The organism is Dactylosporangium roseum, assembly GCF_025264685.1.
Lineage (GTDB): Bacteria > Actinomycetota > Actinomycetes > Mycobacteriales > Micromonosporaceae > Dactylosporangium > Dactylosporangium roseum.
In genome coordinates, this window is the sequence record NZ_CP073721.1 from 5,551,055 (window position 1) to 5,575,163 (window position 24,109).

The 24,109-nt window shown below is 71.7% G+C and carries 13 protein-coding genes; 2 read left to right on the forward strand and 11 right to left on the reverse strand.

The window, feature by feature from the left end:
* Positions 1-55: 55 nt before the first annotated feature.
* The 5 genes from Drose_RS25995 to Drose_RS26015 are packed head-to-tail and all read right to left on the reverse strand — an operon-like array spanning position 56 to position 13,255.
* Positions 56-793, reverse strand: coding sequence for a response regulator transcription factor (locus Drose_RS25995; protein WP_260723940.1), 738 nt, complete (start codon positions 791-793; stop codon positions 56-58).
* Positions 790-1,593, reverse strand: a complete 804-nt coding sequence (locus Drose_RS26000; RefSeq protein WP_260723941.1) for a sensor histidine kinase — start codon at positions 1,591-1,593, stop codon at positions 790-792. Before Drose_RS26000 ends, Drose_RS25995 begins: the two co-directional genes overlap by 4 nt.
* An 11-nt stretch (positions 1,594-1,604) precedes the next feature.
* Positions 1,605-12,536: a WXG100-like domain-containing protein gene (locus tag Drose_RS26005; RefSeq protein WP_260723942.1), complete on the reverse strand. Its 10,932-nt coding sequence runs from the start codon at positions 12,534-12,536 to the stop codon at positions 1,605-1,607.
* A gap of 9 nt (positions 12,537-12,545) precedes the next feature.
* Positions 12,546-12,845 (reverse strand): hypothetical protein, encoded by a 300-nt coding sequence (locus tag Drose_RS26010; RefSeq protein ID WP_260723943.1) that lies wholly within the window; start codon positions 12,843-12,845, stop codon positions 12,546-12,548.
* 5 nt (positions 12,846-12,850) lie between these two features.
* Positions 12,851-13,255 (reverse strand): YbaB/EbfC family nucleoid-associated protein, encoded by a 405-nt coding sequence (locus tag Drose_RS26015; RefSeq protein WP_260723944.1) that lies wholly within the window; start codon positions 13,253-13,255, stop codon positions 12,851-12,853.
* Positions 13,256-13,350: 95 nt separating this feature from the next.
* Between Drose_RS26015 and Drose_RS26020 the strand changes: the two genes are divergently transcribed.
* Positions 13,351-14,538, forward strand: a complete 1,188-nt coding sequence (locus tag Drose_RS26020; RefSeq protein WP_260723945.1) for a S8 family serine peptidase — start codon at positions 13,351-13,353, stop codon at positions 14,536-14,538.
* A gap of 22 nt (positions 14,539-14,560) precedes the next feature.
* Here Drose_RS26020 and Drose_RS26025 read toward each other — a convergent pair whose 3' ends face one another.
* The 6 genes from Drose_RS26025 to eccD all read right to left on the reverse strand — a co-directional run bounded on the left by Drose_RS26025 (position 14,561) and on the right by eccD (position 20,071).
* Positions 14,561-14,875 carry a WXG100 family type VII secretion target gene (locus Drose_RS26025; protein ID WP_260723946.1) on the reverse strand — a complete coding sequence of 105 codons (315 nt, stop codon included), beginning with the start codon at positions 14,873-14,875 and terminating at the stop codon, positions 14,561-14,563.
* Between the two features lie 23 nt (positions 14,876-14,898).
* A complete protein-coding gene (locus tag Drose_RS26030) occupies positions 14,899-15,246 on the reverse strand; it encodes a WXG100 family type VII secretion target (protein ID WP_260723947.1) in 348 nt (115 codons plus the stop codon).
* A 37-nt stretch (positions 15,247-15,283) separates the two neighbouring features.
* Complete coding sequence (locus Drose_RS26035; protein ID WP_260723948.1) at positions 15,284-16,747, reverse strand: hypothetical protein; 1,464 nt, start codon at positions 16,745-16,747, stop codon at positions 15,284-15,286.
* Complete coding sequence (locus Drose_RS26040) at positions 16,747-17,202, reverse strand: hypothetical protein (RefSeq protein WP_260723949.1); 456 nt, start codon at positions 17,200-17,202, stop codon at positions 16,747-16,749. Before Drose_RS26040 ends, Drose_RS26035 begins: the two co-directional genes overlap by 1 nt.
* Before the next feature lie 82 nt (positions 17,203-17,284).
* Positions 17,285-18,661: a type VII secretion protein EccB gene (eccB, locus tag Drose_RS26045; RefSeq protein ID WP_260723950.1), complete on the reverse strand. Its 1,377-nt coding sequence runs from the start codon at positions 18,659-18,661 to the stop codon at positions 17,285-17,287.
* Positions 18,662-18,682: 21 nt separating this feature from the next.
* Positions 18,683-20,071 carry a type VII secretion integral membrane protein EccD gene (gene eccD, locus Drose_RS26050; RefSeq protein WP_260723951.1) on the reverse strand — a complete coding sequence of 463 codons (1,389 nt, stop codon included), beginning with the start codon at positions 20,069-20,071 and terminating at the stop codon, positions 18,683-18,685.
* Between the two features lie 46 nt (positions 20,072-20,117).
* Between eccD and eccCa the strand changes: the two genes are divergently transcribed.
* Positions 20,118-24,074, forward strand: coding sequence for a type VII secretion protein EccCa (gene eccCa, locus Drose_RS26055; protein WP_260723952.1), 3,957 nt, complete (start codon positions 20,118-20,120; stop codon positions 24,072-24,074).
* Positions 24,075-24,109 lie beyond the last annotated feature (35 nt).

Sequence of the window (24,109 nt, forward strand, 5' to 3'; positions counted from 1 at the left end):
GAGGCGTGTGAACCGTCGGCCGGTAACAGCGGCGTGATCCCTGGTGACACTCCCGTCACCTGGACGGGTCGTCCGGCTCCTGAGACAGGTCGGGCATCAGGTAGCCGACACCGCGCAGGGTGCGGACGTAGCCCGCACCACCCGGCGCCTCGGTCAGGCGGGCCCGCAGCCGATAGATGGTGGACTTGACGATGTCGCGGCCGCCGATCAGGTCGGTCGACCCCCAGACGTCACGCAGCAGCTCCTGCCAGGACTGCGGGGTGCCCCGCCGGTTCGCCAGGTGCGCCAGCAACTTGAACTCGGTGTAGGGCAGGTCGAGCCGCCGCTGCCCGAGCACTACCGTCTGGGTCGCGGTGTCGATCGTGAGCCGCCCGACCCGGATCGCGGAGCCGGCGCCGCGCCGGCGCCGCACGAGCGCCTGCGCCCGCAGCGCCACCTCGCGGGGGTGGAACGGCTTGGTCACGTAGTCGTCGGCGCCGTGCTCCAACCCGGCGATGACGTCGTCATGCTGGGCCAGGGCGGTGAGCAGCATGATCGGTACCTCGGACCGCGCCCGGATGCGCTGGCACAGGGTGAGCCCGTCCATCGTCGGCATAAGCACGTCGAGCACGACCAGGTCGATCGGGCGCGACCGCAGCAGGTGCAGCGCGGTGGCACCGTCGTGTGCGGTGAGCACGGTGAAGCCCTGGGTCTGCAGCGCGAACTCGATGATGATCGTCATCTGCGGTTCGTCGTCGACGACGAGTGCGATCGGGCCGGGCGGGTTGGCCCTGCCCTCGGTCGGCCCGCTCACCTGCGGCTCCTCGGCAGGGTGAGCAGGAACGTCGTTCCCCGGGCCGAAGCGGTGTGCACCATGAGCTCGCCTCCGTGCAGTTCCACGATGGTTTTCGTGATGACCAGTCCGAGCCCCGTGCCGTCCGCGAGCGGACGTCCGGTGGCGAACGGGTGGAACAGCCGGTGGCGCTCCTCCCGGGTCATCCCCGCGCCGTCGTCGGTGACGTAGACGGCGATGCCGGTGTCGATGAGCACCACTCGGACGTGGACGCTGCCACCGGTCGTGGTGTACCGGCTCGCGTTGGACAGCAGATTGGTCAACGCCTGGGCCAGCAGCATCGGATCCGCCGGGATTCTCGGCACCACCTGGGGCGTGTCCAGGCTGATCCGTTGTTGGCGCTGTGCGCAGAGCGGTCGCATCGCGGTGACGACGTCGCGCGCGACGCTCGACACGTCAACCCGCTCCAACTGCGGGACGAACAGGCCGGCCTCGATCTTCGCCTGGATCAGCAGGCTCTCGCACAGGGCGATCACCTGGGTGGACTGGTCGTCGACCACCTGGAGGAACCGCTCCTGGGCCGGAGTCAGCGGCCCGGGCCTGCCCTCCCGGAGCAGGTCCACCGCACCTTTGATCATGCTCAACGGCGTGCGCAGCTCGTGACTGAGCGAGTTGACCTGCTCGGCTCGGCGCTCCACGAGCTGCTCCAACTGGGCGACCTCAGCCCTCCTGGCGGCGGTCGAGCGTCGCCAGAGCACGGCGGCGAGGCCCAGGCCGGCGAGTGCCCCGCCCAGTGCCGCGAGCGCCAGCCACCAACTCATCCGCGTCGGTCTCAGCGGGCACCGGGAGCGCCGTGGCCCGCGCCACCGCCCCCCGGGGCGGGCGGGTCGGCACGGTACATGACGAGCTGCCCGGGATCGGGCAGGGCCAGCCGGTTCAGCCGGTCCGGTGCGGCGTCCGCCAGGTACCGCACGGCGTTGTCCAGCACCCGTGCGAACCGCTGCCGATCCCCGAGAACGGCGGCGTCCACGAACAACTGGTGCGGCTCGTACGTGTCGGCGCCGATCACCGCCCGGCCGAACGTGTCGGCCGCCGGCCGCAGCTCCGCGACGATGTCACCGGCGCCCGGGTCCAGCACCCGCACCCGGATGCTGAAATCACCGTCCGGCGTGCTCACCCGCAACAGCCCGGGCGGCGACCCGAGGCGCACCGTGGTGGCGCCCGGCCACGCCGGACCCTCCACCCGGTCCAGCGCCGTGAGCAGGGGTAGCTGGAGCGGGTCGCGGCGCCGACGGTCGGCAAGCCAGGCCTTGACCTCGGTGAGATCGGCCGTTCCCGGCGTACGCGCGTCGGGGGCGCCGACGACCAGCCGATCGCGGATCCCGACACGGTCGGGCCACGTCGCCTCGGGCCGGCGCAGCGTCCGCAGCACGTCAAGGCTGTCCAGGTCCAGCCCGTGCCGGCGCGTCATGCTGGCCTTCACGGCCTCCCAGCGCGCCCGCGCGGCGCCCGCCGCAGCCTCGCCCTCGGTGAGCGCTACCAGGCCGTGCCGTTCGAGATACAGCCGCAGCTCACCGAGCAGGACCCTGGGCACCAGGCCAACCGGGCGCCGCCCGCCCGCGGTGGCCTGCTCGATCTCCTCGACGCGGTGGAACAGCCCGTCGACCGTGGCGTGGTCGGCGCTGGACAGCACCAGTTCGCCGGCGTCGTTCGCCCCCGGCCGCAACACCGGCGACCGCATCGGGTGCCGGAGTCCGGCCACGGCGTCGGCCCCCTTGCGCAGATCGGCCTGGGTGATCCCGTGCGCCGCGGCCAACCCGCGTCGCTCCGGCACGGGCATCGGCTTGATGTCCTCCTGCGCGGTGCGCGCGACCTCGGCCAGCATCGCCATCTCCTGGGCTCGTTCGACTGTCGTGTACGGCAGCCGGCGGGCCTTCCCGAGCAGTTCACCGTCTATGTGGGCCCGTTCCGAGTACCCCGGCCGGATCCGCTGGACGCCTTCACCGATGGCGTACGCCAGTGTGTAGCCGGCCTGTCCGGCCACGTACACGACGGCGAGGCCCGGGTGCCAGAACGGGAAGAAGACCGAGGCGCCGGCGATCGAACCGACGAACCCGAGCAGGTGCTTGTTGGCCTGGTGGATCCGCGACTCCGTCCGGGGCCGGTCGATGGCATCGTCGTGCCGCTTCTGTTCCCGCGCGCTGGAGGCGGCCTCGCGGGCCTCCCGCGGCCCGACGGTGCCGGGATCGAGCATGCCCGCCACGATGCCTTCCGCCTCCTTGAGGTGGTGCAGCGCGTCCCACGCGTCCAGGGCCGCCCTGGCCTGCGCCTGCTGCCCGCTCAGCACGGTCCACAGTTTCCCGTAGAGGGCCCCGCGACCGCCCGCCGCGAGCAGGTTCGCAAAGTTCAACGGGCTCATCCCCAGCAGCGCCGAGGGCACCTGCATGATGGCCTGCTGCCCGCCCACCCGCGCCTCGTTGTACCACGCACCGGCGTTGCCGCTGGGCAAGTGCACCATGGTGTAGGTCTCCCCGGTGCGGAGACCTGCGGTGTCGTCCCACACCCAGCTCATGGTGCTGAACAGCCTACGGCTGCGTTCCATGTCGCTGATCTTGCTCTGTACCTCGATCTCGGTCGCGTCCCGGAACGCACGGATCTTCCGCAGCGTGTCCTCCAGCGCCGCCCTGGTCTCGCCGTCGGGCTGGCTCAACCGCTCGGCCAACGCCTCCGCGTGATACCGCAACGCCCTGGCGGCCTCGTTGCGGCGGCTGTCCGGCTCCAGCGCCTCCAGTCGCTTGCGCAGTTGGACGGCGTTCTTCTCGTAGGGATCAGCGAACTTGTCGAGAAATGCCTGACCCAGCGAGGCCGCTGCGGTGATGGCGCCGCCGACGGCCGCCCTGACGACGTTACCGGAAGCGAGCACAGCGACGGTCACGCCCGATGACACGACCGCGTACGGCACCCGCTTGGTCACGTTCGCGCTCAGCGGCGTGTTGTCCTGCGGGTCGACGCGCCGGTCCGGTTCCTTCGGCCCCAACTCGCCGGCCGTCCGCAGCGTCGCACTCGGCAGCCGGGACCCCAGCACCGCGTCCGCCCACGCCTGGCCCACCCCACTGCCCAGCAGGCCGGCGGCTACGCTCGTGGCGATCAGGGTCGGGTCCCGGCCGAACTCCAGGCCGATCCCGATGGTGTTGGCGGCGCCGCCGAGCCCCGAGAACCATCGGCGGAACTCGTGTGGCCACCACAGCCTGGGCGACGGTCGCGGTGCGGCCATCGGCGGGGATGCCCCGGGCCGGTGTCCCGCCCGACCGGACCGGCCTTCGAGCTTGTCGAAGAACGACCGGTGCTCGACGGCGTTACGCAGGTCGTGCAGACCTCGGGCCGCGATCTCCTGCACGACCAGGGCACGCTCGCCGACCGACGGGCTGAGGAAGACACGCTGCCGCCAGTTGAAGGACTTGCCGTCGTAGAGGTCCCTGAGCACTTCGAGGCGGGCGTTCACCGCACTGCGCGCGGCGATCCGCACCTCGTCGCCGGACTGCCCGTACCGGCCCCGCAGCCGCACCCGGTCGCCGAGCTCAGCCAGGACACCGGCGGTCTCCACCGCGATCGCCGGGTCGCTGGCATCCTGACGCAACTGGATCCGGTATTGGTGCGGGGCCGAGTCGTCGACCACGAGCCGTACGGCGAAGTCGCGGTTGCCCGGAGGCGCCACCTCCAACGGGATCCGCAACGTACGACCATTGACCGACACGGTCACGTGCGGGTCCGGCGCTGCCGGGTCGAGCACCCCGGCCGCGTCGACCTTGCCTTCCGCGTAGTCGTCGACGGCCCGGTCCAGCGCCCGGCACAGGGTGTCCAGCACCGCCGCGGCGTCCGGCGCCGAACGCGTGCCGAACAGCAGCCTGGCCAGCAGCCGCTGGCCCTCCCCCACGCCGACCCGATCGGCGAGCAGCGGCAGCCGTTCCCGTGCGCCCGCCTGATCGGTGAGCAGCCCCATGTCGCCGAGGTGCAGCACCATGGCGTCGGTGTCTCGGCGTGCCATCGCCGCGTCGAGCGCGGCCAGCCGGCCCAGGTCGCGGGCCGACAGACCGGACCACCGGTTCGGCGTGGCGGTGGGAGCCGCGCGATGCACCACCTCCGCGCCGCGCTGGTGGCTCTGCCGCGCGTGTTCCATCGCACCCAGCAGGTGGTCGGAGAGAAGGCCGGCGTGTCGGGGCGCCGTCAGGTCCGCCGAGATCGACACCACCGCTTCCGGATTGCCCCGGATGGCGGCCCGCGCGACACCGTCGGCCGGCACCTCGGTCCGCACCGTCTCCCCGGACAGTCGCGGATCGATGCGCACGGTGACGGCGACCGGCCTGCCGTGACGCGGAGTGAACACGACCGTCCCGTCCGTGCGCACGGGTCCCGGATTCTTGTTGGCGACCGACACGAACAGGGAGTCGACCCGGGTGTGCTTCGGGTCGAGCACCTGCCTGATGCGCGATCTGGCCACCTTCAGGGCAGCGCGCACGGCCGCGGCCACCAGAGCGGCCTGCTCCGGCGTGTTCGCCACCTGTCTGGGCACGAACCCGTCCGGCCGACCCGGGTCGTCGGGCGACCCCGGCTGCGCCCCGGCTCCACCGCCACCAGCCGGAGGCTGTCCCTGCCCGCCGCCCGCGCCGGACGGTGCGGCACCGGACGGCACCCCGGCGGTAACAGCGCCCGGGGTGGCGATCACCGGGTCCCCGCGGAGACCGGCGATCACCGCGGAGACCGGCGCGACGGGGGCTGCTGTGGTCGCCCCGGGCTGGCCTGTCGACGCTGCGCCCGGAGCAGGCGGTGCGCCGGAGGGCGCCCCCGGGGCGGGCGGCGGACCCGATGGCGGACCAGACCGACCCGACGGTGGATCCGGCCGCGGGATGTCCGTGATGCCCGACCCGACCGTGCCGCCGGTCGTCCGGACTTCGTCCAGCACCCGCCGCAGGGTCTGGGCCAGCCATGCCGGGTCGCCCAGCAGGTCCGGTGCGATCACCAGCCGGTGCCGGGAATCCTGCGCGGACGCCGGACGCAGCTCGGCTCCGGCCCCCTGGGCCGGGTACGCCGCCTCGACCGTGATGTGCGTCCTTACCGGCGGCACCCCCCGGACAGTGATGCGCACCGTGTCCTTGCCGACAAGCTCGACCATCCGCAGTCGGCGGCCGGTGTTCGCGATGGTCCCGGCGTCCGCGAGTTTCTGCAACGCCTTCGCCAGCCCGCCGCGTACGGCGTCGGCGTCGAGCGCCGCCCGCCAGGCGGCACGGAGCCCTTCGGTCAGCGACGGGTCATCCGGACCGTTCGCGCGAAGGTCGATGAGGTCACGCAACGCGGCACCCAGGTCGCCCGGGCCGGGCACGTGGCGCGTTCGCAGGTACCGCTTGGCGGCTTCCCACCGCTGTTCGGTGGCGGCCCGCGCGCCGGCATCGTCCGCCGGGTCTGGAAGGAGGCCGAGGTCGCCCAGGCGGGCGAGCAGGTCACGGCGGATGAGTTCCGGATCGAGGGCGAGCGGGCGGTCCCGCGTCGTCAGGGCCGCCCGGGCCAGGTCACGGAGCCGGTCGTGGACGACGTTGAGGTGCCGCCGGTCCGCCAGCGTGAGCCGTACCTCGCCGGGACGGTTGGGGCCCGGTCGCAGTGCTGGTGCGGGGTGGCTCAGCGGGTTGAGGCCGACCGTCAGGTCCCGCATCTCGCGTCCGAGCTGCCCGGTCCGGCGGTGCAGCCGGAAGTCACCGGCGGCCCGCGGGTATGGCGTGGGTGCCGCGGTGATCTCGCTGGTCCGGGCGTTGACGTCGTCGCCCAGGTCGGCCGCGTAGCGAGCCAGCTCGACGATCGTCATCGTCTTGGTGGCGGCGTCGATACGGAGATCGTTCAGCTCCTTGACCCGTTTGAAGGCCGGGGTCCAGACCCGCATCGGGGTCTCCATCGCCATCGACGCCGCGAGTTTGAGCGAACCGAGGACCATCGCGAAGGCCAGGGCCGGGGAGCCGAGCAGTCCCCCGGCCAACCCGACGCCGGCCAGCCGGCCGACGGTGCCGGAGCCGTGCTTGAACACTAGCTGTGACCACCAGTGGACCGGCTTGGGTCGTCCGGCTGCCTTGTCGTCCTGGATCCGGGCGTAGGCCTTCTTGGTATCGCCCTTCAAGAGCTTGTGGAGTATTTTGGCGCGCCGTGGCCACTGCGGCGTCGAGGTCTCTGCGGGGTCCCAGCCGTACGCGAGCCGCTCGACGGCGTCGAGTTTCCGGAGTGAGTCCCGAGCCGCGTTCCGCGCGTCCCACGCCTCGACCGCGTGCTGGTCGGCGGCCTCCTCCAGCTTCAACCGGCTCCAGCCCATGCCGTACCCGACGCCGAACCCGACGTTGGTCACGACGTTGGCCGCGGTGAAGGGCAACGCGAGGGGGCCGACCCGCACGGCGAGAGCCTTGGTCAGCGCCTGCAACGCCACCGACTGCACCCCCGAGAGCGTCTGCTGGCTGCCGACGCGCAGGGCGTTGTCCATCCACGTGGGACCGCCGGGGAAGTATCCGCGGGCGGCGTGCGTGTAGCTCATCACGCCGGGAGCCGAGCCCGGCAGGACGAGGCCCGCGGCGCGGGAGGCCCGCAGGATCGGGTTGAGCCGCTCGCGCCGCCGTACCATGTCGAAGACCTTGTCGTTGACCTCGACGTTCATGGCGGCGAGCGCGGCCGTGAGGCTGGCCCGTGCGTGCGCGACCTCCTGGAGCAGTTGCATCCGCTCCTGACCGCCGAGCCGGATCCCGGCACGCCGCATCCTCGCCAGCCGTTCGCGCAGCTCCGCGGCCACGATGCCGGCGCTCTTGGCCGCGTCGTTGCGCAGCTTGTCCGGCGACAGCGACGCCTCGTGTTTCGCCCTGTTGTCCGCCGTGCGTTCGGCCGGGTCCTGGCGGTAGTCGACGCCGGCCTGACCGAGCGCCGAGGTGGCGGTCTCGCCGATGACGACCTCCACGGCGAGGAGGGCCTTCGCGAACTGGCCGTACGCGTAGTCGTCGGGCGATTTGAAGGCGAGCGGGATCAGGCTCGCAAAGGCACCCGTCTCAGCGCCGATCACCCGCTTGGCCAGGTTCTCGGCGATGCTCGCGTCGCCGGGCGGGGCAGTCAGCTTCACTCGCGCGGTCGTACCGGGCTTGGCCAGCCGCGCCGGCTTCGCTGCGCCGGCGGCGACCGCCGCCGCCTTCTTGTCCGACGCACCCTGGACCGGATCCCGCAGCGCGCTGCGCAGTGCCGTCATCAGTGTCTGCGACGGAGACCGCCCGGCCGGCGGGTTCGTGTCCGCGGCGTACAGCGTGGCACCGACCGCGCTGGACCCGCGACGGAGCAGGTGGAACAGCAAGCTGGTGTTCGCCGAGTCGCGCGGACCGACCAGGCCCCGCTTGGCGGCGCGGCCGGCGGCCGCGGTCCGTCCGAGGGGGCCGCGCGCCCGCTTGTCGCCCATCCGGAACGCCGCCGCCGCCTCGGCGACCTTCTCGACCTCCTGCTGCGCCGGCGCGCCGAGCCGGCGCAGCCGATGCTCCAGGTCCGCGACGAGATGGTCGACGGCGACGCGTTCCACCGGCGTGGCCAATGACCGCAGTGCGGTGATCCCGACGAGATGCCGTTCGACCTTCGCGGCCAGGACCTCCGCTTCCGGCAGACCGCTCGTTCGCGCGGCCAGCTCGGCCAGCGCACCGGCGGTCTCGAGCACGATGGCGGCGTCACTGGCGTCCCTACGCACGCGCAGCCGCCACGCTCCCCCCTCGTGCACGAGCCGGACCGCCACGCCCGGCGTGCCGGCCTCCAGGATCACGGGCAACTGCCGGATCTCCTCGGGACCGCGCGGTTCGGGCCGCAGTCGTACCGTCGCCGTACCGGTCGGCTCGGCACCGGTCAGATCGGTGCCGGTCAGCGTGGCGCCCAGGACCGTCGCACCGGGATCGTCCACCGACGCGCGCCCGGCGGCATCCAGCGCGGTGCCGACGGCGGCGAGCACCTTGTCCGGGTCGGCATCGGCCCGCGTGTCCAGCATCCGCAGTGCGATCACCCGGTGTGACTCGTCCGGACGAAGCCGGCCCCGCAACGCCGTGCGGCGCCGTGCCATGTGTGCCTGGTCGCTCAGTAGTCCCATTGCCTCGAGCTGGCGTACCACCGCGGCACTGACCGCCGCCGGGCCGGGCGGATTGCGCTGCCCGATCGACGGTCGGCTGACGAGCCCGACCAACCGCTGCCACCGCACCGAGTCCCCTCGGCTGAACGGGGTGGACCGGCCCGGCGTCCGGTCGGCGGTGAGCAGTTCGGCGCGGCGAGCCGCCCTCGTCTGTGGATGCAGTTGGTCCCCGGCCTTGATCAGGGAGTCCGCCAGGAGGCGGGCCAGGCTGGTCTCGTCGGTGGTGAGCCTGGGCGAGATCTCCAGGACAGCGGCGGGGACGGCCTCCGGGTTTCTGAGCTCCGCGCGCGTCGGCATCCGCAGCCGCAGGTCGGTGCCGGCCGGCAGTTGCGCGACCCGGATCTCGACCTGGTGGGTCTCGTGCCGCTCGGCGTTGGACCGGCCCAGAACGTTCACCCGCTGTTTGAACGTGAACCGTACCGTCGAGGGTCCCTGGCGGGAGACCGTGGTATTGGCGAACCGCACCTGCGCGATGGCCGCGTTGAGCACCCGCGGGAGGTCTTCCTGGCGGAACACCTCGCCTTGGGCGACGGCGACAGCTCCGGCGAGGTTCGTCCGCACCCTCTCGAAGGAGGCCAGCGCCCGATCCAGTGTCTCTACCGCGTGCTGGTGCGCTCCGTCCGAACCACCCGCCAGTTCGGCCGGCAGGCTGGCCAGGAGGCCGGCTACCCCGTCGCTGAGCCGGTGGCGCTGCGCGACGACGGCTCCCGCCAGTTCGACAGCCGGACCGGCGGCGGCTCCCGCGCCGCTCGGGAGGGAGGCGGCCGCCGTGACACTGGTGGCCGCCTGTTCCAGGGCCCGGAGTGCCTTGTCGGCCGCTCGCACGGTCCTGTCCACGATGCTGACGCCGGCGTCGAGCTTGCGGCGCAGGTGGTCCAGCGCGGCCAGGCCCGACGCGTCAGGGGCCTGGCCGACCGTGGTCAGCTCGATCCTGCGCGCGTCCAACCCGAGCCGCACGGCGTCTCGCAGGACCGCCAACCGGGTCTCCACCTCGGCGCGTCTCGACGCCGCGTCCACGACACCGTACTGTCCGGCCCGGTCGAAGGTCACGACCGCGGCGCGAAGCCGTTCGTCGGCGACCGCCAGGGACGCGTTCGCCGCGGCGAGGACCTCCAGTGCCGGTTGCACCGTGTGGAGCAGGTTGTGCAGACTCTGCTCCGCCGCGCCGACCGCGGTCAGCGTCCGGTGCCAGTCGTCCACCGTCGCGGACGTGGTGGTGGCGGCGGTCAGCAGCGCCGTGCGTTCCCGGCCGAGCGCGATCCGGCCCGCCTCGACCCGATCCGCCAGGGGGACGCGCGGCGCGTCAGGCTCCGCGAGCAGGGTCAGCGCCGCGCCGACCGCACCGACATTGGTGTGCGTGAGGCCGATCCGGCTGGCCGCGCGCCGGTGCTCCATGAACTGATCACGCAGCACATCACCCTGGCGGTAATACACCTCGCCCAGCGCCCGCTCCACCCAGTCGGACCCACGCCGGAGCGCATCGATGTCGACCGCCGGCTGGAGCGCCAGGTCAGCCAGGTCGCGGACCCGCGGAAGCACGTAATTCCGGAGTCTACCGAGGGCCTTGGCGGCGAGCGCGCGATCGACCGTCCCATGATGCTCGACGCCGGACGATACGCGCTCGAATGTGACGGCGGTGCCGAGCACGGCGGCGACGATCTCGTGGGCCCGTTGCACCTCCGGATCCACACCGGGGCCGGCCGGGCCTCCGGCCTCGCCGTTGGCAGGGCCGTCCGGACCAGCCGGGTCGCCAGGATCGCCGGCGCCCGACGACGCCCCTCCCCCGCGCGGTACGGTCCCCTGCGGGGGGTCGCCTCCTCGGCCGGCGGACCGGGGCGGGGTAACCGGTCCACCGCCACCCCCGGACACCGTGACGGACTGTACCGGCACAGCCCCGATCACGGTGGTGTGCGGCCCGGCCGGCGTGGACACCGCGGATGCCGGTGCCGCATGCTGATCGATCGACGTCGTGGCGTCTACGGGCACCCCCACCGGCCCCGTCACCGGCACCGCCGGGTAGTCGGACGGTCTACCCGAGAACTCCACCAGCGCCGATCCGCCCGGCACCAACTCGGGCGCCGGCACGCTCGGCGGACCGGACAGCGACGTCTCCGGACCGGTCACCGACACCGCCGGAGGGCCGGACGCCGCGCCAGGCTCAGCGCCGATCGGCCCCACGACGGACGGGTGCGGCCCGGCGCCCAGGGCGGGGTCGGCCGCCGTACCCGACGCCGCCGAGTCTCCGGCGCCCGGCAACCCGTTCGGGTTCGCCAGCGGCACGCCGGTCAGGTCGGGCGGGGTCGGGTTACCGGGCCGCGCATCGACGGTCGGCGCGTCGGGCACCGTCCGGTCGGCTTGCCGGGCGTCATCCGGTGGTTCCGCTGCGGTCCGCGTCGGGGAGTCCACGTTCGGATGTGGTTGCCGGTCGACACCCTGATCGGAAGGCCGGCCCACCGGATTGTCCGCAGTGGATGTTCGGGTACCGCCGTTCACGCCGTCACCGGCGGACGGGCGGCCACCGCCAGCGGCGGCACCGTCCCCGACCGGGTTCCGGGCGCCACCGGTGTCTTTGCCGAGCGCCGACGAGGGTGGAGCGGCCGGAGCCGAGAGAGGCGCCGGCGCCACCGGGGCGTCGGCGCCGAGGAGGTTACCGAGGGCGGTATGGCCGACATCGCTGATCCGCTCACGGACCGCCTCGGCGCCGACGCCGAGGGCGAACCGGCCGGCGGCCCCACCCAGATCGTCGGGGACCGCGTCCCATTCGCCGTTCTCGACACCGTTGGCGACGAAATTCGTCAGCGCGTCGGTGGCCTGGCCGTGGACGCCGTCCACCGCGCCGCCGGCGACCCGCCGGCCCACCGCGTTTTCGACGCCGTCCGCCAGGTTGCGTGCACCGCCGAGCCCGACGCCGAGCCCCTGACCGACCAGGCCGCCGAACGCACCCCATTTCATCGATGTCGCCAGGCTGTTCCCGTCGAGCCCGGTCCGGTTGCCTTCCGCGATCTGCAGCGACTGCGCGGTGAGATCGGTGGCGAACTCCTGCAGGCCCTCGAAGAGCGCCTCGCGTGCCAGCGCACGCAGCACCCCGCGCTCCAGTTGCCCGAGCAGCAACCGGTACGCCTGCAGGACGACGGCCCGTGCCGCCGCGATGACGCCGGGCGCGGCTGACCAGGACAGCCCACCGGTGAAGAACGACGAGATCAGGATGACCGCCAGCTCCGCACAGCAGATCAGGACGGAGATCAGGATCTGGTACTTCTCGTGCTCGATCGCCAGCGCGGCCTCGTTCGCACCGGTGGAAACCTGCTTCGATCCTTCGATCAGCTTCGGCAGGACCGTGTTGAGCTTGTAGTCCCAGTGGCGCTGAAACTCGGCACCCGACACCCCTCGCCACAGCTCCTGCAGCTCGGCGACGGTGGGTCGGAAAGCGCCCTGGGCAGCCATCAGCACCTCGACGAGTCGGACAAACTCCTCCCCGTACGCCCGGATGGAGTCCTCGTCGGTTTTTGGCCAGGTCGAGCCGCCTGCGACGAGCGTCACCGCGTCCCAGACCCAGTCCCAGAAGCCGAGGTCGGGCCGCTGGATACCCATGGGCCCGACTCAGGTACGCAGCGTAAAGGAGGAACGCCGGTCGGACTCGAGCAGCCTGCCGACCGAGATCTCCCCGATGGTGCCGTCCTGCTCAACCGCGTTGGCAAACTTTCCCGTCACGTCGGCCAGCGGCCGGGCTGCTTCGATCCCCTCGGCGACCATGCGGCCCACCTCCTCGTCACCGACGATCACCGGGCACCCGGCGATGTTCGCCAACTGCCGGACGATGGCGTCGCCGTGCGCCGCAGTCTGGGTGCGTAGCTGCTCGGCGGCCGCCTGGGCGCCCGGCGCGATGTCTACCTCGGTCAAGAGACTCACTCCTCCCGCAGTGGCAACCGTTGCCGGAACCGCTCCATCGCCTGCGCAAAGTCACCCGACGCGTACTGGTCGAGATCGTCACCGCCGACGTATGGCTTGCACGCCTCCTTGACCTGCTCGCGCGACTCCTTCGCCGCGACCGCCATGGTGTCGAGGATCGTCCGCGCGAGCTTGGCCGAGTCGGCTGAGTGGTAGATACGTGAGTCGAGCCATAGGTCACGGGGCTGGCCGTCGTGTCCGACGGTCACGCGGACGTGGCCGTCACGTGACACCGCGGTCACCGTGATGTCGGCGATCCGCTGCTGGAGATCGGCGAGTGCGCCGGTCATGCGCTGCAACTGCCCGGTAAGGTCGCGGGCCTGTGCACGCATCGACGCCAAGCGTTGCTCGTCCTCGGACATGATCCGCACCTTAGCGAATCGACCGTCTTGACACCAGGTTTCGCGCCTGACGACGGACGTGACGATACACTCGCCGCGGCGCCAGGGAGGTTCGTGTGAATCGGCAATGGACAGTCGCCGCTCGACAGTGGACGGTCGTCGCCGCGGTTGTCGCGGCGTCCGTGCCGGCATTCGCGACACCAGCCGCGGCCAACCCCTGCGGATCCTATGCCCCGCCGGCCGCCGCACCGCGGATCGCGGCCGAGGACTGGGCGCAGCGCTGGCTTGGGCTGCGCCGGGTGCACGCGCTGCAGACCGGTGCCGGGGTGCGGGTCGCCGTGGTCGACACCGGCGTCGATCCAGGTCATCCGCAGCTCGCGGCAGCGGTCGACCAAGGCTGGGACGTGACCACCGGCAAGGCCGGCGGCACGATCGACTGTGATGGCCAGGGGCACGGCACGGCGATCAGCAGCCTGGTCGCCGCCCGGCCCGCGGACGGCGTCGGGCTGGTCGGGGTGGCACCGGCCGCGACGATCGTGCCGGTCCGGGTCGCCGACAACGGTCCTTCGGCGCAGCAGCCACTGTCGCCCGAACGGCTCGCCGCAGCGGTGAGCGCGGCTGTCAAGCTGCAGGCCAACGTCATCCACCTCTCGTATGCCGTCACGACGGATTCACCGGCCCTGCGCGGGGCCGTCGCCGACGCCGTCAAGCGCAACATCGTGCTGGTCGCCGCGGCGGGAGACGGCGTGACCGGCCCGACCTTTCCGGCCGCGTACGAGGGCGTGATCGGCGTCGGCGCACTCGCCTCGACCGGCGTGGTGGTGCCGACGTCCGCGACCGGATCGCACGTCGATCTCGTCGCGCCCGGCCAGAACCTCGTCGCCGCCGCCCGGGTGGGTGGTCACACGACGGCGAGCACGACCGCGGCAGCCGCCGCCCTCGTCAGCGGGACGGCCGCGTTGCTGCGGGCCGCGCACCCGGGTTGGTCCGCCGCTCAAGTGACGCAGCGGCTCTTCGCCACCGCGGACGGAACGGTGGGCGGCCCACACAACACCGCCTACGGCTACGGGTCGGTCAACCCGTACCGCGCGCTTAGCGAAGACACCGCCGGTGCGGGCGTGGTGCCGACGTGGACGCCGGCACCGGCGGGCCTGCCGCAGGCACCCGTGCAGCCGGGCTGGCCGTCCCCGTGGCGGCGATCGATGGTGTGGGCGGCCACCCTGTTGCTGGTGGCCGCACTGCTCGCCATCGGGTCAGCGGTGACGCTGGCATTCCGCCGCCGTCACCGCGACCGGACCGTATGAGGAGCCGCCGACGCGATGCCGGTCAGGAGTACCGGCTCGCCTTGCCGATGCTGGCCACGTTGTCGGCCTCACACTGCTGCATCAATCCGTTGCAGTGCTTGATCGTGCCGGAGAACTCCATACCCAGCTTCACCAGGTCGTTGGCCGCGAGGTGCCAGCGCCGGTAGGCATCGTCGTACGCGGCCTTGGACGCGCCGTCCCAGTTGCGGCCCTCCAGCTCACGCAGGCTGGCCTCGAGCTTGTTGAGCTTCGCCTGCATGTGTTGCATGTCGCTGTTGAACCTGGCACTGCCCTGCGCGACGATGTCGAAGTCCATGAACAGTCTGGTGCTCGCCATATCAGATTCCCCCTGCTCGACTCTCAGGCCTGCAAACCGGCGTAGATTCCGCCGCCGGCGGACATCGAGTGCATCGCGTTCTGGATCTTGGCTTCGGTGTCGTGCAGGTGGTTGGTGACGCCGTTCAGCGCAACCGTGAGATCGGCCAGCGCGCCGAGCAGCATGTTCTTGCTGCTCGTGTATCGGACCAGCTCGTCCCCGAACGAGTCGCCGCCCACGCCCTCCCAGGCGGCCCTGACGGTCCCGCTCAGATAGCCCATGAGCTCGTTGAGCAACGCCTCAAGGTCGTCGTGGGTCTTCTTGGCCTCGACGGCCTTCTCCTCCATGAGCGTCTTGTCGGCCGCGACCGAAGTTCCCGCATTCGTTGCCATCGTGCACCTCCTCCATCCTTGGATCCGGATACTGTACTCACTGTGCACGCTGCGGTGCTGTGCCACCGCCTGCCGGTTCCGCATGCCCGGCCATGGCGACACTGGCCTTGTCGTGAGCGGTGCCGGCGCGCTGCAGGTCCACCGTGGACGGTGCGACCGCCGGTCGTGCGGTCGCGTCGGCATGGCGCTTGCCGAGCGTCACGTGCTCTATTCGATCCGCATGTGCCGCGACGACCCGTTGTGTCTCCGACCGCACCGACAGTGCATGATGCAAACCCGTGGCCGCCGCCGTCTCCATGGACGATACTCCGCCGACCGCCGGACCGCGGCCGCCGAGCGGTTCGGCGACCTCGACGCCGGGCAGATCGGTCGGCGCCTGGCCCTTCCCCGACAGCACCGGTATGTCCCCTGTGGACGCCTGCGGACCGGCCTCCACCTGGAAGCGCCCGGTCAGCACACCGCGCGCCGCGTCGCCCCGGAGCCGTGGCACGACCGCGGAGGTCCGCGCCGTGCCCAGCCCTCGAGGCACGAGGAGTGGCAGCGCCAGCGCACCGCGGGGCAGCGGCGACACCGGCTGCGTCGCGCGCAGCGCCTGCAGGCCTTGCAGGACCAGTGGCTGGTTCGACCTCGACACGATCTGCGGCGTGGCCTCCTGCCCGGATGCGGGCAGTCCGCGCAGCGCGGGGCTGCCGGTCCGGTCGACCCGCATCGGCGTCAGCACCTCGGCGGGACGCACCGACAGCGGAGCGAGCTCGATCGGCGCGGGTGCCACGGGAGCCGGCCCGATCGGGCGTGCCGTCAGGGACCGCGCGGAGTAGTTCACCCACGGTTTGGCGATGTCGGGGCCCGGATGGGTCACGGGCACCTCATGGCCGTTCTGCATCCCGACGCCGGCGGTGACGAACCGCCGCGACAGCTTCGCGCCGACCTTGACGATCAGCTTGAAGTACTTCTTGTGCAGCCGCTCGTAGATCGCCGCGACCTTGGCCGCGAGATCGTCCTTGCCGTCCGCTTTCATCTTCCCGAGGTCGGGCGGGAAACCGTATGCCGCGGCACCGGCCGGGATGCTTGCGAAGTACTCGTTCTTGAACGCGACAAGCAGGTCGTGCGCCGCCTGGCGGGCGTCCTCGATGTCCTCGGCGATCCGACCGAGCCAGTCCACCTTGGTCTCGATGCTGTCGACCCACTTGTCGATCGCGAACACCGTGGCCCCGACATACCAGTGGAACCGCACCGAGGCGGGGCCGCGCCGCCAGACCTCGTTGAGCGAGTGGGCCCGGTCGTGCAACTGGTCCGTCACCCGCTCCAGTTTGCCGCGCAGCAACGCGAAGGCGGCGGCGATCTGGGCCGGCGGCCCGCTGCGTTCGCTGCGGATCACCCCATACACGACGAAGAACGTCCCGAAAGCCTCCCACGCCGTGCTCGACGCCGTGCCGACGTCCTCTCCCCGCTTGGTCTTGCCCGGCTTGAAGGTGAAATAGTCGTGCGAGGACGACGCCATCACCGGCTCGCTTTGGCGCTCAAGCTGTCAAGGCCGGCCGCGACCGGGTCGAACGACTGGTGTCCGGCGCGGTCCGCCGCGTCGTAGGTGTCGGCGCTGACCCCGGCGGAATTGCCGAGTGCGGAGAGGCTGAACCGGGTGTCCAACGCGTGGCGCTCGGCCGCCTGGGCATGGACTCGCGTCAACTGTCGCATCCAGTTGCCTTCGCGAACGGCCGTGTCGGGCCAGCCGTCGGCGGCAGCCACCACGGCTTTCGCCACACCCTGAACCACGTCGTTCTCGAATGTCTCGGACTCCCCGCCGACGCCGCCGAGTGGGCTACGCCCGCCGACCAGCCAACCTGCCAGTTGCTCCACCGCTTGGCCGACGGTTTCCAGCGTCTCGGTGTGCAGGGTGTCCTTCAGTGCGGAGACGGACAGCGGCATCTGCTCGTCGGGAATCACGTCTTCGCTCATTGAACCCCCCATAATGCCGTGGACGAGCCCGGAGGAACGCACGCACGAGCCCGGAGACCCGTGGACGCGCCGATCGTAGCGGCTACGGTGTCGGCGTCGCCAGTGCGAGTACGTGCAATCCCGGCCCTTGGACCAACCGCTCCACCAGTGTGCTGGGTAGCCGTACCGCAGCGACGCCCGACAATCCCAGCCGACCGAGCGCCTCGGCCGAGTCGATCGCATGGCGGCGCCCGGTCTCCGTCACGAGGAAGACCGGCCCCGTCTCAGCATCCGGACTGGGCACGGCCGCCACCAGCGCGCCGATCCCCGGCGCGACGACGACCTCATCGGCCAGCAGCGTGCCGCCGGGCGACACCGGAGTCCGCTCGACCGGCGTCCCGTGCGGTACGGGAACCGCCACTCGGATGCCCGGCGCGTCGTTGACCCCGGCGGTGACCTGGCAGATCGAGCCGCGGCTACGCGCCCTCGACACCACGCTCGGCACCGCACCGTCGCCGATGACCTGTTCCGCCAGCGGTGGCAGCTTCGCCTCGCCCGCCAACTGCACCTGGTCGAGCGAGATCGGTGGCGTGGTGTCCGAGCTGGTCGCCCTGATCAGCGCCTCCTGCAACGCGGTGACCGGCTGCAGACCCTCCGGCCTGGCGACGTAGCGCTGCTTGCCCGCGCCCTCGCCGGCCACGAGAATCTGGCCGACCTTCGCGCTGGGTCGACCGGCGACGGGCCCGCCCCGTCCGGCGATGACGATCTTACCCAGTGGGATGCCGAGCGGGACCGTGGCCAGCCACGCCGGGCTGACCGGAACCACGTCTGGCCGCGCGATCCCGAGTGCCTGGAGCACCGCGTCCGGGTCGCGGACCGGGTGGCGCAGCCCGTGGAGCACGATGTGCAGCTCACCACCGTCCACGTTGGTCACGGCGATCGCCTCCCCGGTGGCGTCCACTCCGGCGTCACCTCGCACGCCGACGATCACGACCGACCGGACCGGGCCCCCCTTCGACGCGGGACGCACGCAGAACCACCACGGGCCGGTAAACAGTTGTCCCGCCGCCGGCACCGAGTTGGGAGCCTCCGGCACCCCCACCAACGGGCCGCGCGGCCAGGTCAACGACGACCGGCTCACCCGGACCGGCCCCGGCGAAAGGCCGCGCAGGAGAGCCGCCGAGGAGAAGTTCGTGACCGGATATAGCAGACGACCGTCGCAGACGTACGGCGCGCCCGTCTCCTTCTCCAAAATGATACGGTCGCAGCTTGTCCAGCCCTTGGCCCCGGCCGGCCTGACGAAGCCGTAGATGCCGACCGCGGCGATGCTGATGACCAGCAGCATCACCGCGACGAGGGTGCCACCGGGCAGCCGGTTTCCGGACCAGTCCAATGGATCGGGCCGTAACGCCACGATCGCGGTGTGCAAGCGCCTGCGCAGGAACTGCCGCGCGTGGACCAGATCCTTGCGCGTCAGCACGGTTGTCCCCCGGCCAGCATGTCAACCACCGATCCCGCGCACATACCCGAAGAGGCCGCTGACCGCCGCGGCCAGCACGGCGCTGGTCGCGATCAGAATGAGTTCGCTGACGTCACCGATCCGGCTGAGCTGCGGGGACGGCTTCCGCAGCGCATAGGTGCGACCAGCGGCGTACGCACCGCAGGCGAGCAGCAGCAGACCGCCCGCAGCCACGAAGACCGTACGGCCGCGCGTCGCGGCGTCGATCGACTCCCACACCACGAGGAGCATGGCCGCCGTGCCGGCGGAGGCGGCGGCGAGCAGCGGGACCCGGTGACGCACCGCCGCGAACGAGCGGGCCCGCAGGGCGCAGACGACGACGATGGCCACGGCGAGCAACCGCGCGGCAAGGTCCACCCGGCTGGCCAGCACCGTGACGCAGCCCGTCAGCGTGGCACCGATCCCGTACAGCAGACCGGTGATGAGCCCGTCGCTGCGACGTACCATCAGGGCGATCGCGGCGGGTGGGGGCAGCGGGTCGTCGTCCGGCGTCTCCGGCGACGGCATGGATGTCGTCGGCGTCGCCAAGCCAGCCTGGTGCGCGGCGATCCGCGGCAACCAGGGCGAGACGAGCAGCGCCACCGTGGCGACGATCGCGGCCGCTGCGGCCGGGGTCAGCGTCATGGCGAGTGCGGCGCCGAGCGCCGCGAGGAGGCCGGCGCAGAGGACCGCCACGTGAAGCTGCTGGCGTCCACCGATACCGATCATGCTCAGCACCGCCAGGGCGACCAGCCCGGTGGCGCCGGCGAGGAGCTGCGCCGGGCCGAACCGGCCCTCACCGGTCGCGAGCAACGCGACACCCGGCGCTACATATATGTACGCCAGGCCGGAGAGCACCGAGATGACCCGATCGTTACGGTCGAACCGGGTGAGCAGGGCGCCGGCCCCGACCAGCAGGACGGCCGCGCCTGCGAGCACGGCACCCACGGCGGCCCACGCCGGACCCGCGCGCAGCACGATCATCAGCGCCGTCACGAGCGTCGCCGCGGTGAGCACCGCGCCGGCCCGGCGGGTGTGCTCGCCTTGCCAGGTGACGCCCAGATTGCGAGCCTCGTTGGCCGCGGCATCGGCCAGGTCGTCGAAATCCGGCTCCGGCCACTGCTGGTCCTGTGGTGCGAGCACCAGCGTCTCGCCGTCTCGCACCTGTTGCATCGCCAGCGACCGCTCGGCATCGAGCATTGTGCCGTCCAGGCGGCGCAGCACCCAGCCGTGATGGGCGATACCCTCGTCGGCCAACTCAGCGCCCGCATGGCGCAGCAGCATCGGTTGCAGGGTGACCAGCGGCAGGTATTCCGGGAGTGCGAGGTCTACACGTCGCTTCGGACTCAACAATACGATGCGCGTCAGCGCCGTTCTCGTCGCCTCAGCCATGGTGATGCATGATAGATCGTCCACAGGCGAAAGTGGAGGCAGTCTATTGTCCACAGTGATCCGGAGGCGACCGGCCCGTCGGCCGGCACCGCCGTACCCGAGCGGCGAAATCGTGTTGGAGGCGGCACCCGAGATTCCCGCGCCGGGCGGTCGCGGGTGGACCCACCTGCTCATGCTGCTGCCGATGCTGGCCGGGTCCCTGGCCATCGCGCTCATCTTCGCCGGGCAGCGCGGCTCCAGCGGTCCGTGGGCATATCTCACCGGCGGTCTCTTCGGCATCTCGGCGATCGGCATGCTGCTCATGCAGTTCTCGCTGCACGGCAGCGGCGCGACCAAGCAGGAGATGCACCGGCTCCGGCGCGAGTACCTCTGGGATCTGGACACCTGCCGGCAGACCGTCCGCCGCACCGCCCGGGAGCAACGGGCCGCCGAGTACTACCGGCATCCGGCGCCCCCGAGCCTGTGGGCCTTGGTCGACAGCGCCCGGCTGTGGGAGCGCCGTGCCACCGACCTCGATCACGGCCTGGTACGCATCGGGCTCGGCCCACGCGAACTGGCCACGCGGCTCGTGGCCGGCCCGGCCACGCCACCGGAGAAGGCCGAACCGGTCGCCGCGGCCGCCCTGCGACGGTTCCTGAAGACCTACAGCGAGCTGCCGGACCTGCCGGTCGTGCTGGCGCTCAACGGATTCGGCCGGGTCTACATCGAGGGCGACCGGGCCCGTGCCAGGTCGATGATTCGCGCACTCATCGCCCAGGCCGCCACCTTCCACTCCCCCGACACCCTGCTGATCGCGATCTGCCTGGACAACGGCACGCGGCCGCATTGGGAATGGACCAAGTGGCTGCCGCACAGCCAACATCCGACCGCTGTCGACGCACTCGGCCCGCTGCGGTTGGTCGCACCGGCGCTGGTCGGGCTGGAGGCCATGCTCGACGACCTGCTCGCCAACCGCCCGCGGTTCGACCCCGGCGGGGCGGATGCCTCCTACGACGGCGCGCACATACTCGTCATCGTGGACGAGGGCGACATCGCCGGCGCTGATCATCTCGCCGCCGAGGCCGGGGTCGAGGGTGTCACCGTCATCGACATGTCGAACCCGCCGCCCCGCAACATCGAACGCGCCACGCTGGTGCTGCGGGTCGACACCGACGGCACCCTGACCGGGCGCACGTTCGACGGTGTGCGGCCGCTGGGCCACGCCGACGAGTTCGGGCGGCTCGCGGCCGAAGCGCTCGCCCAGCAGCTTAGCCCGATGCGGCTGGCGACGGCGTCCCGGGGCGACCGGGCGATGAACGCCGAACACGGCCTGGCCGAGCTGCTCAACATCCCGGATCCGGCGACGCTGGACCCGGACCTTACGTGGGCACCCCGCCCGACCCGTGACCGCCTGCGGGTCCCGATCGGGATCGGACGCGACGGCGAGCGCCTGGAGCTCGACCTGAAGGAGTCGGCACAGGACGGCATGGGCCCGCACGGTCTGCTGATCGGCGCGACCGGGTCCGGCAAGTCGGAGCTGCTGCGCACCCTGGTGCTGGCGCTCGCCATCACGCATCCACCCGAGATCCTCAACTTCGTGCTGGTCGACTTCAAGGGCGGCGCGACCTTCACCAGGTTGGACCTGCTCCCGCACACCAGCGCGGTCATCACCAACCTCGCCGACGAGCTGCCCCTGGTCGACCGCATGACCGACGCGATCAACGGCGAGCTGGTGCGCCGCCAGGAGCTGCTACGCAAGGCCGGCAACTACGTCTCGCAGCGCGACTACGAACGGGCCCGCCTGGCCGGTGCCCCGCTCGCGCCGCTACCCAGCCTGTTCGTCGTCTGTGACGAGTTCAGCGAGCTGCTGTCAGCCAAGCCGGACTTCATCGAGATGTTCGTCCAGATCGGGCGGGTCGGCCGGTCGCTGGGAATCCACCTGCTCCTGGCCAGCCAGCGCCTCGAGGAGGGCCGCCTGCGCGGCCTGGACACCCACCTGTCCTACCGGATCGGCCTGCGGACGTTCTCACCCAGCGAGAGCCGCACCGTGCTGGGCGTGAACGACGCGTACGAGCTGCCGCGGGCTCCCGGCCACGGCTTCCTCAAATTCGGCACGGAGCCGCTGAGCCGGTTCCGGGCGGCCTACGTCTCCGGCGTCTATCACAGCCGTAGCCAGGTGGAGGCGAGTTCGGGCGAGGCCCGGGTCCACGAGTACGTCTCCACCTACGTCGCTGAGGTCGAGGAGGAGCCGGGCCCGGCGCCGGAGGTCGAGGAGGACGAGACGGTCGGCGGACCGACCCTGCTCGACATCCTGACCCAACGCCTGGTCGGCCACGGCACGCCCGCCCATCAGGTGTGGCTGCCGCCGCTCGACGAACCCCCGACACTGGGCGAACTCCTCGGTCCGCTCCACCGCGACGAGCTGCGTGGGCTGACCGTCTCCGACGCCTCGGCCACCGGTCAGCTCAGGGTCCCGGTGTCGGTGGTGGACAAGCCGTTCGAGCAGCGGCGCGACGTCCTGACGCTGGATCTTTCGGGCGGGCACGGACACGTCGCCGTCATCGGCGCTCCGCAGGCCGGGAAGAGCACCTTGCTGCGGACCCTCCTGTGCAGCCTGGCGCTCACCCACACGCCACGCGAGGTGCAGCTCTACTGCCTGGACTTCGGCGGGGCGTCCCTGTCCGCGCTGCGCGGGCTTCCGCACGTCGGCGGCACGGCGGCCCGCCACGAGGTCGACCGGGTCCGCCGTACCATCGCCGAGGTGTTGGGCGTGCTCAACGACCGGGAGCGGCTGTTCGCCGAGCACGGGATCGACTCGATGTCGACCTTCCGCCGGCTGCGGGCGGCGGGCGGGTTCGCCGAGCAGCCCCACGGTGACGTGTTCCTCGTCATCGACGGCTGGCTCACGGTGCGCAACGAGTTCGAGGACCTCGAGGACCCGATCACGGACATCGCCAACCGTGGCCTCTCGTACGGGGTCCACGTCGTCGTCGCCACCAACCGGTGGTACGACATGCGCAGCACGATCCGCGACAGCTTCGGCACCCGGCTGGAGCTGCGCCTGGCGGACCCCTCCGACTCGATGATCGATCGCCGGGCCGCGGCCAACATCCCGGACCGGTCACCGGGCCGGGGCATCACGCCCGACGGTCACCAGTGCCTGGCCGCGCTGCCCCGGATCGACAGTGTCGGCACCGGGGACCTCGCCGAGGCGACGCAAACGCTCGTCGCCGCCGTCCGTGACGCCTGGACGGGCGCGACCGCACCGAGCGTGCGCCTGCTTCCCGAGCGGATCGCCGTGCGGGATCTGCCGCAGGGACCCGGCACGCCGGGCGTCGCCATCGGTGTCGCCGAGTCCGACCTGGGCCCGGCCTACCTCGACCTGACCTCCGCCGACCACCATTTCCTGCTCTTCGGCGACACCGAGTCCGGCAAGTCGACGTTCCTCGCGGCGTTCGCCCAGGCGCTGAGCATGCGCTACCAGCCGTCGCAGGCGAAGATCATCGCACTCGACTACCGCCGCTCGCTGCTGGGCAGGCTCCCGGAGAGCCATCTGCTCGCGTACGGCACGTCCGGGGAAACCAGCCACAAGCTGCTCTCGGAGGCCGCGGTGGTGATGCGCGAGCGGATGCCCGGACCCGACGTGACGACCGAACAGTTGCGCAATCGCTCCTGGTGGCAGGGTCCCGACCTGTACGTCCTGGTGGACGACTACGACCTCGTGTCCACCGATCGCAATCCGGTCCATGTGCTGCACGAGTTCATCGCGCACTCCCGCGAGGTGGGCCTGCACCTGGTCATCGCGCGTCGCTCCGGCGGGGCGCAGCGGGCGTTCTACGACCCGGTCCTCAGCCGGCTGCGGGACCTCGCGTCGCCCGGCCTGATCCTGTCGGGCGACCGTGAAGACGGGCCGCTGCTGGGCAACGTCAAGCTCCGCCAACTCCCACCGGGACGCGGCTTCCTGGTGACCCGTAAGGAGGGCGCACGCCTCATCCAGTGCGGGTGGCTGGAGGAGGCGTCCTGATGCTGGATTCCTGCGGGAAGCCCCGATAGCGTACA

Coding starts and splice junctions, on each gene's coding strand:
- Drose_RS26000 (WP_260723941.1), bottom strand. CDS start 1,593: ATGAGTTGGTGGCTGGCGCTCGCGGCACTGGGCGGGGCACTCGCCGGC.
- Drose_RS26005 (WP_260723942.1), bottom strand. CDS start 12,536: ATGGGTATCCAGCGGCCCGACCTCGGCTTCTGGGACTGGGTCTGGGAC.
- Drose_RS26015 (WP_260723944.1), bottom strand. CDS start 13,255: ATGTCCGAGGACGAGCAACGCTTGGCGTCGATGCGTGCACAGGCCCGC.
- Drose_RS26025 (WP_260723946.1), bottom strand. CDS start 14,875: ATGGCGAGCACCAGACTGTTCATGGACTTCGACATCGTCGCGCAGGGC.
- Drose_RS26030 (WP_260723947.1), bottom strand. CDS start 15,246: ATGGCAACGAATGCGGGAACTTCGGTCGCGGCCGACAAGACGCTCATG.
- Drose_RS26035 (WP_260723948.1), bottom strand. CDS start 16,747: ATGGCGTCGTCCTCGCACGACTATTTCACCTTCAAGCCGGGCAAGACC.
- Drose_RS26040 (WP_260723949.1), bottom strand. CDS start 17,202: ATGAGCGAAGACGTGATTCCCGACGAGCAGATGCCGCTGTCCGTCTCC.
- eccD (WP_260723951.1), bottom strand. CDS start 20,071: ATGGCTGAGGCGACGAGAACGGCGCTGACGCGCATCGTATTGTTGAGT.